This is a genomic window from Scandinavium sp. (assembly GCF_036271055.1).
In the GTDB taxonomy this organism is placed as follows: Bacteria; Pseudomonadota; Gammaproteobacteria; order Enterobacterales; family Enterobacteriaceae; genus Scandinavium.
In genome coordinates, this window is record NZ_DATBBJ010000063.1 from 96,794 (window position 1) to 114,546 (window position 17,753).

The window sequence follows — 17,753 nt, forward strand, 5'->3', positions numbered from 1 at the left end:
CTAAGTCCCGTAGTCAGATTACAGCGAAGCGTTGTGTTGTGTGGTACTGGTGGAGGTTTTCTCTTCCACCTCGCAGACGTCGCACGGCAAATTGCGGCCAATCAGTTTGCGATAACCGAAGGCACCCAGCGATGCGCCGACAATCGGTGCGAACAGCGGCACCAGGAAGTAAGGAATATCTTTGCCGCCGGTAAAGGCCACGTTGCCCCAGCCCGCGAGCCAGGCGAACGTTTTCGGGCCGAGATCACGCGCCGGATTCATCGCAAAACCAGTCAACGGCCCCATCGACGCACCGATAACCGCGATCAGCAGGCCAATCAGCAGCGGTGCCATCGGTCCACGAGGCACACCGTTACCGTCATCCGTGAGCGCAAGAATGACACCCATCAGAATAGCGGTGATCACCATTTCTACCGCGAAGGCCTGCATAAAGTTGATATGCGCGTTCGGGTACGTCGAGAAAATACCGGCCAGCTCCAGACTTTCAACGCTGCCGCGCACCATATTGTGCGTGTGTTCGAAGTCGATGAAAAGGTTGTAATAAAGCCCGTAAACTAACGCGGCTGCGCAAAATGCACCGGCAACTTGCGCAATGATATAGGGAACCACTTTACGCCCGTCGAAACAGGCAAACAGCCAGAGGGCAATCGTCACTGCGGGATTGAGGTGCGCGCCGGAAACCCCTGCAGTCAGGTAAATGGCCATCGCCACGCCCAAACCCCAGATAATACTGATTTCCCACTGACCGAAGCTCGCGCCTGCAACTTTCAGCGCGGCAACGCATCCAACACCGAAGAAGATCAACAACCCGGTACCAAGGAACTCGGCAATGCACTGGCCTTTTAAGGTTGATGTTTGACTCATGATCGGATCCTGAAGACAGATGAATGATTATTGTGAACATGGTGGTCGAAGACGACCATGCTGCCATGTAGGTATACTGTTAATTTATCGTTAACGAACAAAAACGAGAAATATCGAAATCAAAATCTGTGTGCTGAGTCAATAAAATGAGCGTTTTCGCGCCATGAAGTGCGTGTTTTGACCGTTGTCAATCTGCTCGGGTAATCATTTATTTAACGAATGGGTTAACAATTTAGGGGTATTTGACGCGAACGCTCCAGGTATAGACTGAAATGTGTTGTAAACCGCGATAGGTGCGCCCTGGCGCTGGACAGTTAGGGCGGCGCTCCATACAATCGGATGCATAGCGGTATGCTTATTTTCGTTAAGGCGTCGCCGGGGTTCCGGGACGAGATCAACGCCTTGCAAATTCAGGAGAGGTATGACGATGTCATTAGAAGTATTTGAGAAACTGGAATCTAAAGTTCAGCAGGCGATTGATACCATCACCCTGCTGCAGATGGAAATTGAAGAGCTGAAAGAGAAGAACAACGCGCTGTCGCAGGAAGTGCATAACGCACAGCACGGTCGTGAAGATCTTGAGCGCGAAAACAACCAACTGAAAGAACAGCAGCACGGCTGGCAGGAACGCCTGCAAGCGTTGCTGGGCCGTATGGAAGAAGTTTAACGCTTCCTCTCCCTTCCCCCTGACTGCTAAGGGGAAGGGAATATTCATCGGTGTAAGCTCACACCACTCTTCGATAATTTTTCAATTTTTCTCGTTGTACTTGTACGCATACGGACTGTGGCCGTAGCGGTAATAGCTGCTCGCTCGCTTTTGGATTCCATTCAGGATCCAGCCTTTTACCTCAATTCCGTTTTGCTCAAAGCGACGCATGCTGGTCATCACTTCTTTGACCGTGTTTTCCTCGAAGCGGGCAACCATCAAAACAGTATCGGCATGACGACCCACGATAGTGGCATCGGTGACGGCCATGATCGGCGGTGTATCGATGATGACCAGGTCATAAAGCGGCGATATTTTTTCCAGTAACCTTTTGAATTGATTGCTAATCAGGAGTTCTGCAGGGTTAGGAGGGATATGCCCGCGAGCGATGAAATCAATCCCCATTCCTGGAGGGGTCACTACCGCCTGTTCAAACGTCTTTTTCCCGCAGAGGATTTCAGCCAGGCCCGTCTTTTCCTCCAGGCCCAACAGACTGTGCAAATAGCCTTTACGCAGATCGGCATCAATTAGCAGGACTTTTTTCTCCGTTTGTGCAAAGACGGCGGCCAGGTTGCTGCTGATAAAGGTTTTTCCTGAACCTGGGCTCGTGCCAGAGATCATTAACACATTATTTTTCGCCTGCATCATCGTGAAATAAAGACTGGTGCGCAGGCCGCGCAGAGACTCAATTGCCGGGTCAGCTGGGTTTTGTACAGCCAAAAGGACGTCGGATTCGTTTTGACGGCTTTTGTTGTTATGCTTACTTAACCACTCCGAATAGGGAATGCAGGCGTAGACGTCAACGCCTTTGTCTTCCAGGTCGTCCGGTGACACAATTCCCTTATGCAGCGCGGCTTTCAGCAATACGCAAGTAATGGAAATAAATCCGCCAAACAGCAGGCCAATCATCACAATAAGCGCTTTTTTGGGTTTTATTGGCTTCGGTAACGTGACCGCATCATCAATGATTCGCACGTTGCCGATACTGCTGGATTTTGTGACGTTTAACTCCTGCTGGCGATTAAGGAGTTGTTGATAGACTATTCGATTGGAATCAACATCGCGACTCATGCGCAACACTTCCTGCTGCGTTGACGGCATTGAACTGACCCGTTTAGTCAGCTTCGCCTTCTCGCCTTGCAATGTCTGGCGTTTTTCCATCAATGCCCGATAGGTCGGGTGGTCTTTTTTGTAGAGCTGTGACACTTCGGCTTCCCGGAAGGTCAATTCATTAAGCTGATTATCGACATTAACGATCTGCTCCAGGACGGACTTGGCTTCCATGTTTAGATCGACAGAATCTTTCTGCTTTCGATAGTCGTTGAGCTTCCCTTCGGCAGCGTCGAGTTCACTGCGAATTTTGGGCAATTGAGCGTTAAGAAACTCAAGGCTCTTCTCGTCTTGTGCCGCTTGACGGGCAATATTCTGCGCAAGATAGTGGTCACTGATACTGTTGAGTGTGTCGGTGATGAGTTGCGGGTTTTCTCCGGTCATCGTCAGGTTAAGCATACCAGTATCACGGCCCCGATCGGCCACGTTGAAGTTTTCCTGTAGATCTGCAATCGCCTTAAGGCGGGTTAACCAAGTGACGCTGAAACGGGCACCTGGCTCAGCATCAATTTGCGTGACGAGTATCGATACGCCCTCTTTTTGCAGGCGTTCGCCGACGTGGGCCTTTAGCTCAAAGTCTTTTCCGGAAAGGCGATAGGTATCCTTTGACATTACCTCAAGAGTGGCGACCGCGTTGTCCGCGTTCCCGGTTGGTAATTGCAGCTCTGCTATTTTAACGTTACCCGGTTTTTCATCGGTCAGCTTTGCCATCAGGCTACCGATAACCGGGGTATAGCGGCGTTTGATTTTGATTTGCAGGCCCAGATCATCAATCGTTTTACCGAGGATCATCCTTGACTGGAGCAGTGTGATTTCAGGCGCCGACTGTGGTTGGCTATCCGGCAATATCTGGCTCAGATTATTCAGTAATGAGTTCGCTTGTTTTTGTTCTATCTCAATCAGCGCATTGGCCTGATAAACGGGGGTGACGGTGAAGGCATAGAACAGTGCTACAAGCGTAAAAAAAGCGCTAATGGCAATAATCAGTTTATAGTGATCAACTAGTTCACCAAGCAACTCCCCGAGATTAATTTCCTCAGGGTTTTTCTGTGGGTAGTGTGCTGTATTTGTCGAAGACATCGAGTTGTGACCTAAAATTTACCAACGAGTTTGCTGACCCATGCCTGGCATGCCCGATCGATAAGCTGATAAGCATGATCAAAGGCCTCATCGCTTTTATGCCAAGGGTCCGGAATTTCTATTTGATTGAACCAATGGCCGAGTAGCATGGTTTTACTTCGCGCTTCAGGGGCGATATGAGTGATGTGCCTGACATGTTCTTTTTCCATCACCAGGATCAAGTCATAGGCCGCGCTGAGTGTAGGGGTAAACTGGCGGCCGCGATGTCCCTCAAGAGACACGCCAAATTTTTTTGCAATACGCAGCGCGTCCATGTCAGCGCTATGGTCGATCAGGGCGGCAGTGCCCGCGGAATCAATCTTTTTCTGCGGTAATCGACTTTGCAGGAACCGCTCACCCATTGGCGATCGGCAGATATTACCCGTGCAAACGATCAGAATAGTATTCAGCATCAGTGTGGCCATGTTCTGAAGTAACGGACGGCTTCTGTCATATCGTGAACGCCAGTAATCGTTGGGACTAATTGAGAAACCACACGATTCCATCTAACGAGTGGAGCCGTCGTGACATAGACAATATCGTAGGGTTGCAGCTGGAATTCGGTGCTCAATACCATGGCGGAGGCGTCTTTCGCATCCAACTGGTAAATATTTGCGAGGTCGCCGTTCTCCGCTTTAGTATTATTCTGGCGAATGACAAATATCCCCGAGGCATCCGCCATTCCTTCGTTAATGCCTTCGGCATTGCCTATTGCTTCCGCAAGCGTCATGCCGCTGCGATCCATTTTTAGCGTCCTCTGTTTGGTCACTTCACCCATAACGAAAACTTTCAGATCGTCGTTACGTGGCACGAAAAGAATATCCCCTGGGTAAAGCAGGTGGTTTTGCGTGAGATCGCCACGCTGCATCAGTTCATAAAGCGAAACAGGGATGTCGGTGCCGTTGTGCGTAAGCACCACGTTGCGCCAGTCGGCATCGGCCGTTAAACCGCCCGCCGCGTTAATGGCATCCATCACGGTAAGGGGAACGTTGGTGATGGCCTGCTGGCCTGATTTAGCGACTTCACCGGTGACATAGGCTTTCTGCGAACGGAACGAGGCTACGCTCACATCGACCTGTGGGCTTTCGATAACGCTGTCCAGACCACGAGTGACCTGATTACGAATTTCCTCCAGTGATTGACCTGCGACCTGCAATTTGCCGATGTAAGGATAGAAAATCGTACCGTCAGATTTTACCCAATTGCCCGTGTCGCTTCCGCTGCGGTATTGCCCCGCCGGGGTTGTCAGCTCAGGGTGATCCCAGACGGTCACCATTAAGACATCGCCGACTCCTACCTGGTATTCATAGCGTTTGAGGAGAGCTTCAAGTTCAGGATTTTGACGTGATGTGACTGGTGCCTGACGCAATTGTTCTACGAGCTGCGGCGTTAAAGGGTAAACGCTGATCCGTTTATCCAGATCGAAATGGCTGTCCGCCGTTTCCACCTTTTTTTTCTGGGAGAGACTGAGACCCTGACCGGGAATAATCGTGCAGCCCGCCAGCACCGTGGAAAGAAATGCTATTACGGGAAATATAAAATAGACTTTTTTCATGATGTTCTATCGTTAATAGTGTATGCGCGCTTTCACGGCAGGCTTTTTTACGCATTGAAATTCATAAAAAAAGACTGATGATCGCCGTCCATGGTTTTAATACGAAGAGTCACCACCCTACCAGTAGCCACTGCCACAGTAAGAGGGTATTTTTTGGTTTTTTAGACTCCGAGAGTACTATTGATGTTATCAATTTTTAAATGTCTGGTATTTAATCTTTGTGGTCTATTTTTGGATTATATATTTAACCTATTAATTTACATGAAAATTATAGTTGTTGCATTAATGTGCAACGACATCTCTATTCTCAGAGTCGGAAGATTATCTTTATTTAGGTGTTCATGAGATGAATTGAATAATCAAGATGAATAGTGTGTATATTTAGATGGTGTGCATTTCTTTTCTTTAGAGATCAGTAGGAATACCCACCATGGTAATAATGTCCATATTGTTGATAGGCTGCGTGGAGCCCATCATGGAATGAGAAAATGATTAGAATAAAAAGGGTAATGGCGCTTCTGCCTTATCACGTAAAGTTATAGCCAATCTTTTTTTATTCTTTAATCATCGGTTCTGTTTCTGGCAGGCTACGCTCAACAACACATCAATTAAGAGAGCGGTCGATGAACAAGTTAGGCTTGGGGTTAACGCTTTTGCTGGCTTCCGCTGGCGTTCTGGCAAAAGACATTCAGCTACTGAACGTATCGTACGATCCAACACGCGAGCTGTACGATAACTACAACAAAGCATTCAGCGCTTACTGGAAACAGCAAACGGGCGATAACGTGGTGATTCGCCAGTCACATGGCGGCTCCGGTAAACAAGCAACGTCGGTGATTAACGGTATCGAAGCCGATGTGGTCACCCTGGCGCTGGCTTATGATGTGGATGCTATTGCCGAGCGTGGTCGCATTGATAAAAACTGGATTAAACGCCTGCCCGATAACTCCGCACCTTACACCTCGACCATCGTGTTCCTGGTGCGCAAAGGCAACCCGAAAAAAATCCACGACTGGAACGATTTGGTAAAACCTGGTTTATCGGTGATCACGCCGAACCCGAAAAGCTCCGGCGGAGCGCGTTGGAACTATCTGGCAGCCTGGGGTTATGCCCTGCATCACAACAACGGCGATCAGGCAAAAGCACAGGACTTCGTGAAGGCGTTGTATAAAAACGTGGAAGTGCTGGATTCCGGCGCGCGCGGCTCCACCAATACCTTTGTTGAGCGTGGCATTGGCGATGTGCTGATTGCCTGGGAAAACGAAGCGCTGTTGGCGACGAACGAACTGGGTAAAGACAAATTCGAGATCGTTACGCCGAGCGAGTCGATTCTGGCAGAACCGACCGTTTCTGTGGTCGACAAAGTTGTCGACAAGAAAGGCACCCGTTCGGTTGCAGAAGCCTATCTTAAGTATCTCTACACCCCGCAAGGTCAGGATATTGTGGCGAAGAACTACTATCGTCCTCGCGACCCGGCGGTAGCGAAAAAATACGAAAGCGAATTCCCGAAACTGAAGCTGTTTACCATCGATCAGGAATTTGGCGGCTGGACGAAAGCGCAGAAAGAGCACTTCTCCAACGGCGGGACGTTTGACCAGATTAGTCAGCGATAACGGCGTTAACAGTGACGGCCCTGCGGGGCCGTTTTTCTTTGGTCATGATTTTGCGCTACCCTTTCGCTTCTGAGCTTTCACAGGGACCGAAAAATGAAGCGTATCAAATATGTGATTCTGGCAGTGATTGTCGTGGTCGCCGGGGCAGCCGCTGGTGGCTGGTACTGGCTACATTCCGGTAATCCCGATGCTTTACGCCATTTTGTTATCGATAAGTGCGTCCCCAACCAGCAACAGCATCAGTCGCCTGCGCCTTGCACCACGGTGAATCTGAAAGGCGGCTATGTGTTGTTTAAGGACCGCAATGGGCCGCTGCAATACCTGCTGATGCCGACTTATCGAATCAACGGGACTGAAAGCCCCTTGCTGTTGAATGCGCAAACCCCCAATTTCTTCTGGCAAGCGTGGCAGAACCGCCAACTGATGAGCAAACTCCACGGTTCGCCTGTGCCGGATTCAGCGGTATCGCTGACCATCAATTCGCGCACCGGGCGCACGCAAAACCATTTCCACATCCACATCTCCTGCCTCCGCCCAGATGTGCGCCAGCGGCTCAACGCCAGCATGGCGTCGATCAGCAGCCGCTGGCTACCGTTGCCGGATGGATTGCGCAATCATCAATATCTTGCGCGTCGTGTCACGGAGAGTGAGCTTGTGCAGAAAAGTCCGTTCATGATGTTGGCAGAAGAAGTGCCGGAGGCGCGCGACCATATGGGGCGTTTTGCGTTGGCTATGGTGCAACAAAGTGATGGGACGTTTGTCTTGCTGGCAACGGAGCGCGATCTGCTGACGCTTAACCGCGCATCTGCGGAAGAGATTCAGGATCATCGTTGCGAAATTCTGCAATAAAAAACCCGGAGGCGTGATGCCGACCGGGTCTAAATGCTGTCGTGCTAAAACGGCGATTAAGCCTGTTTTGCCGCTTCTGCTGCTTTAACGATCACCGCGAAAGCGTCAGCTTTCAGGGAAGCACCGCCAACCAGCGCACCGTCGATGTCAGGCTGGGTGAACAGTTCAGCCGCGTTAGCTGCGTTTACGGAACCGCCGTACTGAATGATGACTTGCTCAGCCACTTTCGCGTCTGCTTTAGCAATGTGATCACGAATGAATTTGTGAACCGCCTGAGCCTGCGCTGGGGTGGCAGATTTGCCAGTACCGATAGCCCATACTGGTTCGTAAGCGATTACCACGCCTTCGAATGCCGCTGCACCCTGAGTTTTCAGAACTGCATCAATCTGACGTGCGCAAACTTCTTCGGTTTTGCCCGCTTCGTTTTCTGCTTCGGTTTCACCGATGCACAGAACCGGAATCAGACCTTGCTCTTTCAGCACGGCGAATTTCTTGGCGATCAGTTCGTCAGATTCTTTGTGGTAAGTACGACGCTCTGAGTGACCGATGATGATGTATTTCGCACCGATATCTTTCAGCATTTCCGCAGAGGTTTCACCAGTGAATGCGCCAGACAGGTTCAGGTCAACGTTCTGTGCACCCAGCTCGATGTGGCTGCCGCCAGCGGCGCGAATAGCCAGGTCGATGTACATTTCCGGTGGCGCGATAGCAACGCCACAACCGGTCACACCGGCCAGCTCTTTACGCAGGTTAGCAACCAGCTCGTTTACCATGTGGCGGCTGCCGTTCAGTTTCCAGTTACCCATCACTAAAGGATGTCGCATTTGAATTCTCCACGCTAAGAAAGCGAATTAAGGAAGATGGCCGCCCTTCAGGGCAGCATGGTCTGTGAAACAGTATAGAGATACAGCGCTGGAAAGGCTTTGCTTTTTGTCATTTATTGTTGCTTTCAAGCGTCTCAGATAGCGCCAGCTTAATCGGTTCAACAGCGAAGGTCAGGCCCTTTTCGCCGTTATCTGCCACCACATACGAAAGAGCACCTTCTCTGGTGGAGTAGTAGCGTTTGTTCTTTCCGGCGGCGAGAAGCTTTTGCAGTTTTTGCAGGCTTTGTGCTTTGGTGATGGCTGGTGTGAAGACGCGTAAAACCGCGCTCATATACTCCAGCGCTTTGGCTTTGGCGGCCTTTTGTTCCGGCCCCTGAATCGGCAGCCAGGTTATCTGCATCGATTTAATCTTTAGTGTTCCACGCTCAAGTGCCGTGGAAGCGTAAAGATTTTCATTAATTTTACTGGCTGCGCGGGTGAGCGTGAGCTGGTCGCGGCTGGTGGTGATGGAGCGGAATTCGTTCAGCGGCAGCGTCGGATTGTCGGCGTTAAACTTCTCGCGAAACTGACTGATAGAGAGATCAAACGTGGGTGAACCCGAGAGCAAATAAGGCGCGGTCGTGGTTTCGCCTGTTTCAGCCGACAGCGCGCTCGGGCCGACAGCAAGCGTTGTCAGCCCAATAAAACACAAAGTCAGCCATTTCATCATATCCAGCACCTAAAATTATTTTCTGAGGACGATTAAAACGGTAAACCGCCCCGCTTGTCAAAAAGAGACCACTTCAGGGTAAACTACGCACCATGACAATGATAAGGAATTTCCTATGACCCTGCAGCAGTGGTTGTTCTCAATTAAAGGGCGTATTGGACGCCGTGACTTTTGGATCTGGATGGGCATTTGGCTACTGGCGATGATTGTCCTGTTTACCCTCGCGGGCAGCGACTGGCTGAGTCTGCAAACCGCCGCATTTGCACTGGTGTGCCTGTTGTGGCCGACTGCCGCCGTGACGGTAAAACGTCTGCACGACCGTGGTAAATCAGGCATCTGGGCGTTATTGATGATTCTGGCGTGGATGCTATTGGCCGGGAACTGGGCCATTCTGCCGGGTATCTGGCAGTGGGGTGTGGGCCGGTTTATCCCGACCCTGATTATCGTCATGATGCTGATTGATCTGGGCGCATTCGTTGGCACTCAGGGTGAAAACAAATACGGCAAAGATACCCTGGATGTGAAATACCGCTGATTACCAGTAATGTTCGGCGGTCATATGGCCCGGCCGGCGACGTAAGTGTTTAGTCATCTGCCGGGATTCTTTCAGCAACTGCTGAGTGTCACGCACCATCTGTGGGTTACCGCATAACATCACGTGACTGTTTTCAGCGGTCATCGTCAAACCGGTTGCCGCTTCCAGCTCACCGCTTTCAATCAACGCCGGAACGCGACCCGTTAGAGAGCCAGGCACATTTTCACGGCTTACTACGGTCTGGATCTTGAGCTTCCCTTCATAACGCGTTTGCAATTCAAGCATCAGCGGCAGATAGCTGAGATCAGCGGCGTAGCGAACCGCATGAACCAGCACCAGGTTTTTAAATCGCTCCAGATCTTTACCTTCCTGCAAAATCGACAAATACGGCCCCAATGCGGTGCCTGTCGCCAGCATCCACAGCGTTTCACAATCCGGTACTTCATCCAGCACAAAGAAGCCCGCAGCCTCACTGACCAGTTGCACTTCGTCGCCGGGCTTTAACGCAGCCAGCCGTGGACTCAGCTTGCCATCAGGAACAGTGACGAGATAGAACTCGAGATCGGGATTATTCGGCGCATTAACGTAGGAATAGGCGCGCTGGACGCGCTCGCCGTCGATTTCCAGCCCCAGTTTCGTGAACTGTCCGGCAGTGAAGGGGTGAACGGGGGCATGCACGGTGAGGCTGAACAGGGCGTCTGTCCAGTACTCGATTTTGGTAACTTTACCTGTAACCCAATCCGCCATGATCTTCTCCTCGCTACGTTGATAAACCTATCTTCGCTACCCGAGGCAAAGATTTCCAGCCCCGGGAGGCTGGAAAGCTCTATTGATCAAATAAATCAGAGAATGTGTAGCTGGATTTCCGGATCTTTACGGTCGAGATAGTGAATCGACTGAATACGACGGATGGTGCGTGATTTACCGCGGATCATCAGCGTTTCGGTGGTGGCGATATTCCCTTTACGGGTAATGCCGTCGAGCAGGTCGCCTTTGGTGATGCCTGTTGCGGAGAAAATGACGTTATCGCTCTTAGCCATCTCATCAAGACGCAGCACTTTACCCGCCTCGATACCCATCGCCGCGCAGCGTTCAAGTTCGTTTTCGCCAATGCGGCGGTTTTCAGGTGAGTCGCCTTTTACATCGTGACGCGCCAACAGACGTCCGTGCATATCACCGTCCAGTGCGCGAATAACCGCAGCTGACACCACGCCTTCCGGCGCGCCGCCGATCCCGTACAGCACGTCTACTTCACTGTCTGGCATGCAGGTGAGAATTGATGCCGCAACGTCACCATCAGGGATCGCGAACACACGCACACCAAGTTTTTGCATATCGGCAATCACCTGGTCATGGCGTGGTTTGGCGAGAATCGTGACGGTAAGTTCTGTCAGCGGTTTGCCCAACGCAATGGCGACGTTGCGCAAATTGGTTTCCAGCGGCAGATTGAGGTCGATAGCGCCTTTTGCGCCCGGGCCAACAATCAGCTTTTCCATGTACATATCTGGCGCGTTCAGGAAGCAGCCTTTGTCGCCGACCGCTAATACTGCCAGCGCGTTGGCCTGGCCCATTGCGGTCATGCGGGTGCCTTCGATGGGATCGACAGCGATATCAACCGCGTCGCCTTCGCCAGTGCCGACCTGCTCGCCGATAAACAGCATCGGCGCTTCGTCGATTTCGCCCTCGCCAATCACGATAGTGCCGTCGATATTGACCTTGTTGAGCATGATGCGCATGGCGTTCACCGCTGCGCCGTCGGCGATATTTTTATCACCCCGGCCCAACCATTTGTAACCCGCAAGCGCGGCGGCCTCGGTCACACGCGAAAATTCGATGGCAAGTTCTCGTCTCATAGCACACTCGTTTTGGAAGCTAAAAATGGCGCGCAGCAAACAGCTACGCGTTGGAATAACGTTCGGTTTCCGGCATCCAGCGCTCAATTAACGCCTGCGCCTGTTGCGGATATTTATCATGAATATGGCGAGCAATGCGCTGAACGTCGGGGATCATGGCTTGATCACGCATTAGGTCAGCGACTTTAAATTCGGCGGCTCCCGTCTGGCGAGTGCCGAGCAGCTCGCCGGGGCCACGGATTTCTAAATCTTTTTGCGCAATCACGAAACCGTCGCTGCTGTCGCGCAGCACCTGTAAGCGTTTTTGCGCTGTTTTCGACAGCGGTGCTTTATAGAGTAGTACACAGTGCGAAGCGACCGCGCCACGCCCAACGCGACCGCGCAACTGATGCAGCTGCGCCAGGCCGAGGCGCTCTGGATTTTCGATAATCATCAGGCTGGCATTGGGAACGTCCACACCCACCTCAATCACCGTGGTGGCGATGAGTAAGTGCAGTTCGCCTTGCTTGAAAGCCTGCATCACCGCCTGCTTTTCAGCAGATTTCATGCGCCCGTGGACCAGGCCGATATTCAGTTCAGGGAGTGCGATTTTCAGCTCTTCCCAGGTGGCTTCTGCCGCCTGCGCTTCCAGTAAATCGGACTCTTCAATCAGCGTGCAAACCCAGTACGCCTGACGGCCTTCCTGTGTGCAGGCGTTACGCACGCGTTCGATAATTTCGTTGCGGCGTGTGTCGCCGATAGCGACGGTCGTGACCGGTGTACGGCCCGGCGGCAGTTCATCAATAACGGAGGTGTCGAGATCGGCATAGGCGGTCATCGCCAACGTGCGCGGAATGGGTGTTGCGGTCATGATCAACTGATGCGGGTGAAAACCCTGTTGCTGGCCTTTTTCCCACAATGCCAGTCGCTGGTGGACGCCGAAACGGTGCTGTTCGTCGATAATCACCAACGCAAGACCGTTAAACTGCACCTGTTCCTGGAAAATAGCGTGTGTACCGACCACCATTTGCACCTGACCGCTGGCGATGGCTTCCTGCTGTGCCAGACGCGCTTTGCCTTTCTGTTTACCGGCCAGCCAGCCCACTTCAATACCCAGCGGTTCAAACCAGCTGCGGAAATTATTGGCGTGCTGTTCGGCCAGCAGTTCGGTCGGCGCCATTAACCCAACCTGCTTACCGTGGGCGATAGCGCGAAGTGCGGCGAGGGCGGCAACCAGCGTTTTACCGGAGCCAACATCACCCTGAACAAGGCGCATCATCGGAATGTCCTGCGCCATGTCTTTTTCGATCTCAGCCACCACGCGGGCCTGTGCGCCGGTTGGTTTGAATGGCAGCGCAGCTAACAGATCATTTTTCAGCTCATCTTTTACGTCGAGTGGTTCGGCGTGATAGCGCTGTGCACCCGCGCGAAGTGCCAGCATGCTCAGGTTATGTGCCAGCAACTCTTCCATAATCAGGCGGCGCTGCGCAGGGTGTTGACCCGTTTCTAAATCAGTAAGCTGCAATGTTGGTGGCGGGCGATGCAAGGTCCGGAGCGCTTCCGGCAGGCTCATCAAGCCTTGTGCCAGTTCAGGAGGCAGTAATTCGGCAATCGCGCAGGTGTCGAGTAAATCCAGCGCCTGATCGGTCAGCTTGCGCAGCGTGGCCTGGCGTACGCCTTCGGTGGTCGGATAGACCGGCGTCAGCGTTTCCTGCAACGCCGGCTCGCTCATATCGCCCTGCACGCGGTATTCCGGGTGGATCATTTCCGCGCCATACTTTCCGCGTTTGGCTTCACCGTAGGCCAGCACACGGCGGCCCGTCGCTAGGCTGTTTTTCATCGCGGCGTTGAAGTTGAAAAAACGCATGGTGAGGATGCCAGTGCCATCGCTAATCTGGCAGGTCATCATTCGGCGGCCGCCGAAGGTGATATTGCTGCTGAGCACTTCGCCTTCTACCGTGGCATAGATGCCAGGTAAAAGGTCATTAATGGGGTAAAGTTGGGTTCGATCTTCGTAGCGCAGCGGCAGGTGCAGCAGCAAATCTTGCACGTTATGCAGGCCAATTTTCGCGAGTTTACTGGTCTGCGCCGCGCCAACGCCAGTAAGCGCACTCAGCGGCACGGCATCCAGCAAACGCCCTTTCATCGCTTACTTCGCCGCCTGCATGGTAGACCACCAGGCTGCATCAGCCTCGATCTCACCACGATCGTTAACGTGCGGATAAGGCAATTTTTTTCGCTTCGCAACGTGCGCAAGTACCGGATAACCGCCCTCGAAAAGCAGCCGTTGCTGCTCGTCTGCCGGAAGCATACTGATTTCACGCTGATACATTCCGGCATTTTGTCGCTGGCGCTGGGCTTCATAGAGAATGAGTGCCGAAGCGACGGAAACGTTCAGCGACTGCACCATGCCGGTCATCGGAATAATGATGTCCTGGTCGGCGAGGGCTAATGCTTCCTGAGTGATGCCGGTTTTCTCCTGCCCCATCAGAATGCAGGTCGGGCGTGTGTAATCGATATCGCGGAAATCGACTGCTTTTTCAGAGAGATGTGTCGCAAGGATTTGCATGCCACGGCTTTTCAGCGTGGAAACAGCTTCAGAAATGGTTGGGTGGGTTTTGACCTGCACCCAACTGTTGCTGCCAGCGGCGGTTGACGCCATGGTGCGCATGCGGGTTCCCGGCCAAACGGCATGGACTTCGTGAACGCCAACGGCATCGGCCGTGCGGACAATCGCCGAGACGTTATGAGGCTTATGGACCTCTTCCATGCAGACCGTCAGATCAGGCTGACGCCTGGCGAGCATCTCACAGATACGTGCGTAACGCTGTGAATTCATAACACTAATTTCGGTTACGGGTGACTTTAATCACATCCGGCATAACGCGAATCTTGCGCATGATATTGGCCAGATGGACGCGATCGCGTGTCGTCAGACGAATGAAGGCGCTGTAGACTCGACCATCTTTCTCTTCCGTATTCAGGCTCTGAATGTTGGACGAGGCGGTGTTGATCGCGGCGGTAAGATTGGCCAACGCACCCTGATGGTTGAACATATCTACCTTAATTTCGGTGATAAATTCCTGTTCCGTCTCTTTATCCCACTCCACGGCCATGAATTTTTCCGGCTCTTTCTGGTAACCGCGAATATTTCGGCACGACTCATGGTGGATTACCAGCCCTTTGCCTGGACTGACGTGGGCGATGATCGGATCGCCTGGAATTGGACGACAGCACTTGGCGAAGGTGATCAACACGCCATCGGCGCCTTTAATCGGCAGATGACCATGGCCTGATGGTGCAGGCTGTTGCGCAGCACCGGCTTCACCCTGTTGCAGGTTTTTCGCCACAACGACGCTCATGGCGTTGCCGAGACCGATTTCAGCCAGCAGATCGTCAAGGGTCGCAAGTTTCATGCGAACCAGCTCGCGGTGAATGCTTTCCTGCGGGATTTCAGCGAGTTTGCGGCTACCACCAAGGGCATGATTTAGCAGGCGGCGACCAAGACTTACGGAGTCATCGCGCTTAAGGTTTTTCAGCAACTGGCGAATTCTTGCGCGTGCTTTGGAACTGACAACAAAGTTCAGCCACGCGGCATTCGGGCGAGCGCCCGGTGCAGTAATGATTTCCACCGTCTGCCCACTGGTGAGCGGCTGTGACAGTGGATAGGGTTGTCTGTCGACACGCGCACCGACGCAGGCATGTCCGATATCGGTATGTACTGCGTAGGCGAAGTCGACTGGCGTTGCGCCTGCCGGAAGTTCGACGATACGACCTTCTGGCGTGAAAACATAAATCTCATCCGGGAAGAGATCAGATTTTACGCTCTCGATAAATTCAAACGAACTACCGGCACTCTGCTGCAATTCAAGCAGACTTTGCATCCAGCGCTGAGCGCGGATTTGCGCGGTTGTGCTGCTCTCGCCGTTCTCTTTGTATGCCCAATGAGCGGCAACACCCATCTCGGCCATGACGTCCATATCTTCGGTACGAATCTGTACCTCAACCGGCACGCCGTGTGGACCAATCATGGACGTATGCAAAGACTGATAGCCGTTCGCTTTCGGAATGGCGATGTAGTCTTTAACTCGGCCCGGACGCGGTTTGTACAGGCTGTGCATCTGCCCCAGAACGCGATAGCAGGTGTCGAAATCTTGCACGATCACGCGAAAAGCGTAGATATCCATGATCGAGTGAAAACGCTGCTCTTTGAGCACCATTTTGCAGTAGATGGAGTAGAGATGTTTTTCGCGACCACTGACGCGGCACGGAATGCCGGCTTCCTGTAAACGCCCGTCGATTTCAGAAAGGATCTTCTGAATCATCTCTTTACGGTTGCCACGAGCGGCTTTAACCACTTCTTTAATCACGCGATAGCGGTTGGGATACAACGCTTCAAAGCCCAGCTCTTCAAGCTCGGTTTTGATGTGATGGATACCTAAGCGGTGTGCTAATGGGCTGTAAATTTCCAGCGTTTCGCGAGCGATGCGGCGGCGTTTGTCCGGGCGAAGAGAGCCCAGTGTACGCATGTTATGGGTGCGGTCAGCAAGTTTGATGAGTATGACGCGGATATCCTGCACCATCGCCATAATCATCTTGCGAAAGTTTTCGGCCTGGGCTTCTTTCTTATCGCGAAACTTGAGTTTATCAAGCTTAGAGACCCCTTCTACCAGTTCAGCAACGCTTTTACCAAACAGCTGCTCCATATCCTGGTAGGTGGCGGGGGTATCTTCAATCACATCATGCAGGAGTGCTGCCATCAGCGTTTCATAGTCGAGTTTCATCTCGGCCAGAATGCAGGCAACGGCTACCGGGTGCGTGATGTAGGGTTCACCGCTTGAACGTGTCTGTCCCTCGTGAGCATCACGTGCAACGAGATAAGCCTGCTGAAGACGCTTAATCTGGTCTTCTGGCAGGTAAGTTTGAATCAGCTGATTCAGGCTCTCAAACAGATACAAGGGCGACCCGCAGAGTTAATTAACGACGACCTTCAGCAATGGCGGTTACGGCCTGCAGTTCTGCGGCTTCCTGCTCTTGCTGCTCCTGGCGATCACGCACATCGAGGATCTGATTGTTGATCAGACCATCTTCGATTTCGCGCAGCGCGATAACGGTGGTTTTATCGTTTTCTTCTGGTACCAGCGGATCTTTTCCGCCTACCTGCATCTGACGAGCGCGACGCGCGGCGACCAGTACCAGGTCAAAACGGTTACCAATTTTTTCTACAGCGTCCTGAACAGTTACGCGTGCCATATTTAAGAGCTCCACAGATGACGAAATGACTGGGCATGATACTGAATGTGGGTTCAGTCTGCCAATAGTTTGCTGATTAAAGCGTCATGGCGTTGCTTTTGACGGCTCATGCGCAGACGTTCAGCGCGAATGATGGTTTTCAAATCGCCAAGGGCGGTATCAAAATCATCGTTCACAATCAGATAGTTGTATTCAGCGTAGTGGCTCATTTCCGCTACAGCTTGCGCCATACGTTTGGCGATGACTTCTTCGCTATCCTGGCCACGACCACGCAGACGGCGGTCAAGTTCGTCTTTCGACGGTGGAAGAATAAAGATACTACGCGACTCTGGCATGGCTTTGCGGATTTGCTGCGCGCCTTGCCAGTCGATATCAAGAAACACATCTACGCCGCTTTTCAGAACCTGCTCAATGGTTTCACGCGAAGTTCCGTAATAATTTCCAAAAACTTCGGCGTGCTCAAGAAACGCATCCCGGCCAATCATCGTTTTAAATTCAGCATGATCGACAAAGAAATAGTGCTCACCGTGAACTTCACCCGGACGCGGCGCGCGCGTGGTGTGTGAAACAGAAACCTGGGTGTCGTACAACGGTTGGGTTTTCAGTAATGCCTGAATCAGGCTGGATTTACCCGCGCCACTAGGGGCAGAAACAATATAAAGCGTGCCTTGAGCCATGAGAGTCTTGTGTATGTGAGTCGAAAGAAAGTCTACATACGAGCCTATTATACACGTCGCCGCTGCGTGACGTAGTCTTTGTCACACTTTTTGCATGAGTTTCTTCC

General features: G+C 52.2%; 17 protein-coding genes. 4 read left to right on the forward strand and 13 right to left on the reverse strand.

Annotated elements, in window-relative coordinates; all coding sequences use genetic code 11:
- Positions 1-18: 18 nt before the first annotated feature.
- Entirely contained in the window at positions 19-864 is an 846-nt protein-coding gene (locus VH187_RS10955; protein ID WP_329701482.1) for an MIP/aquaporin family protein, read from the reverse strand.
- A gap of 421 nt (positions 865-1,285) precedes the next feature.
- Between VH187_RS10955 and zapB the strand changes: the two genes are divergently transcribed.
- Positions 1,286-1,531, forward strand: a complete 246-nt coding sequence (gene zapB / locus VH187_RS10960; protein ID WP_329701483.1) for a septal ring assembly protein ZapB — start codon at positions 1,286-1,288, stop codon at positions 1,529-1,531.
- An 81-nt stretch (positions 1,532-1,612) separates the two neighbouring features.
- Here the strand turns inward: zapB and VH187_RS10965 are convergent, their stop codons facing one another.
- The 3 genes from VH187_RS10965 to VH187_RS10975 are packed head-to-tail and all read right to left on the reverse strand — an operon-like array spanning position 1,613 to position 5,354.
- Entirely contained in the window at positions 1,613-3,760 is a 2,148-nt protein-coding gene (locus VH187_RS10965; protein ID WP_329701484.1) for a polysaccharide biosynthesis tyrosine autokinase, read from the reverse strand.
- 11 nt (positions 3,761-3,771) lie between these two features.
- Entirely contained in the window at positions 3,772-4,212 is a 441-nt protein-coding gene (locus VH187_RS10970) for an arsenate reductase/protein-tyrosine-phosphatase family protein (RefSeq protein WP_329701485.1), read from the reverse strand.
- Positions 4,212-5,354 (reverse strand): polysaccharide export protein, encoded by a 1,143-nt coding sequence (locus VH187_RS10975; protein ID WP_329701486.1) that lies wholly within the window; start codon positions 5,352-5,354, stop codon positions 4,212-4,214. Before VH187_RS10975 ends, VH187_RS10970 begins: the two co-directional genes overlap by 1 nt.
- Before the next feature lie 623 nt (positions 5,355-5,977).
- On the opposite strand from VH187_RS10975, the gene VH187_RS10980 reads away from it, so the two are divergent.
- Complete coding sequence (locus tag VH187_RS10980; RefSeq protein ID WP_329701487.1) at positions 5,978-6,967, forward strand: sulfate ABC transporter substrate-binding protein; 990 nt, start codon at positions 5,978-5,980, stop codon at positions 6,965-6,967.
- A gap of 93 nt (positions 6,968-7,060) precedes the next feature.
- Entirely contained in the window at positions 7,061-7,816 is a 756-nt protein-coding gene (locus VH187_RS10985) for a CDP-diacylglycerol diphosphatase (protein ID WP_329701488.1), read from the forward strand.
- A 56-nt stretch (positions 7,817-7,872) separates the two neighbouring features.
- Here the strand turns inward: VH187_RS10985 and tpiA are convergent, their stop codons facing one another.
- Positions 7,873-8,640, reverse strand: coding sequence for a triose-phosphate isomerase (gene tpiA / locus VH187_RS10990; RefSeq protein WP_329701489.1), 768 nt, complete (start codon positions 8,638-8,640; stop codon positions 7,873-7,875).
- Positions 8,641-8,749: 109 nt separating this feature from the next.
- Positions 8,750-9,349, reverse strand: a complete 600-nt coding sequence (locus VH187_RS10995; RefSeq protein ID WP_329701490.1) for a DUF1454 family protein — start codon at positions 9,347-9,349, stop codon at positions 8,750-8,752.
- Positions 9,350-9,464: 115 nt separating this feature from the next.
- On the opposite strand from VH187_RS10995, the gene VH187_RS11000 reads away from it, so the two are divergent.
- Positions 9,465-9,884 carry a DUF805 domain-containing protein gene (locus VH187_RS11000; protein ID WP_329701491.1) on the forward strand — a complete coding sequence of 140 codons (420 nt, stop codon included), beginning with the start codon at positions 9,465-9,467 and terminating at the stop codon, positions 9,882-9,884.
- Here the strand turns inward: VH187_RS11000 and fpr are convergent, their stop codons facing one another.
- The 7 genes from fpr to gmk form a co-directional block, all read right to left on the reverse strand.
- Positions 9,885-10,631 (reverse strand): ferredoxin--NADP(+) reductase, encoded by a 747-nt coding sequence (gene fpr / locus VH187_RS11005; RefSeq protein WP_329701492.1) that lies wholly within the window; start codon positions 10,629-10,631, stop codon positions 9,885-9,887.
- A 95-nt stretch (positions 10,632-10,726) separates the two neighbouring features.
- Positions 10,727-11,737 carry a class II fructose-bisphosphatase gene (gene glpX, locus VH187_RS11010; RefSeq protein WP_329701493.1) on the reverse strand — a complete coding sequence of 337 codons (1,011 nt, stop codon included), beginning with the start codon at positions 11,735-11,737 and terminating at the stop codon, positions 10,727-10,729.
- Between the two features lie 43 nt (positions 11,738-11,780).
- Positions 11,781-13,862, reverse strand: coding sequence for an ATP-dependent DNA helicase RecG (gene recG, locus VH187_RS11015; protein ID WP_329701494.1), 2,082 nt, complete (start codon positions 13,860-13,862; stop codon positions 11,781-11,783).
- Between the two features lie 3 nt (positions 13,863-13,865).
- Entirely contained in the window at positions 13,866-14,555 is a 690-nt protein-coding gene (gene trmH / locus VH187_RS11020) for a tRNA (guanosine(18)-2'-O)-methyltransferase TrmH (RefSeq protein WP_329701495.1), read from the reverse strand.
- A gap of 4 nt (positions 14,556-14,559) precedes the next feature.
- Positions 14,560-16,674, reverse strand: coding sequence for a bifunctional GTP diphosphokinase/guanosine-3',5'-bis pyrophosphate 3'-pyrophosphohydrolase (spoT, locus tag VH187_RS11025; protein ID WP_329701496.1), 2,115 nt, complete (start codon positions 16,672-16,674; stop codon positions 14,560-14,562).
- Positions 16,675-16,693: 19 nt separating this feature from the next.
- Complete coding sequence (gene rpoZ, locus VH187_RS11030) at positions 16,694-16,969, reverse strand: DNA-directed RNA polymerase subunit omega (RefSeq protein WP_329701497.1); 276 nt, start codon at positions 16,967-16,969, stop codon at positions 16,694-16,696.
- 53 nt (positions 16,970-17,022) lie between these two features.
- A complete protein-coding gene (gene gmk, locus VH187_RS11035) occupies positions 17,023-17,646 on the reverse strand; it encodes a guanylate kinase (RefSeq protein WP_159769047.1) in 624 nt (207 codons plus the stop codon).
- Positions 17,647-17,753 lie beyond the last annotated feature (107 nt).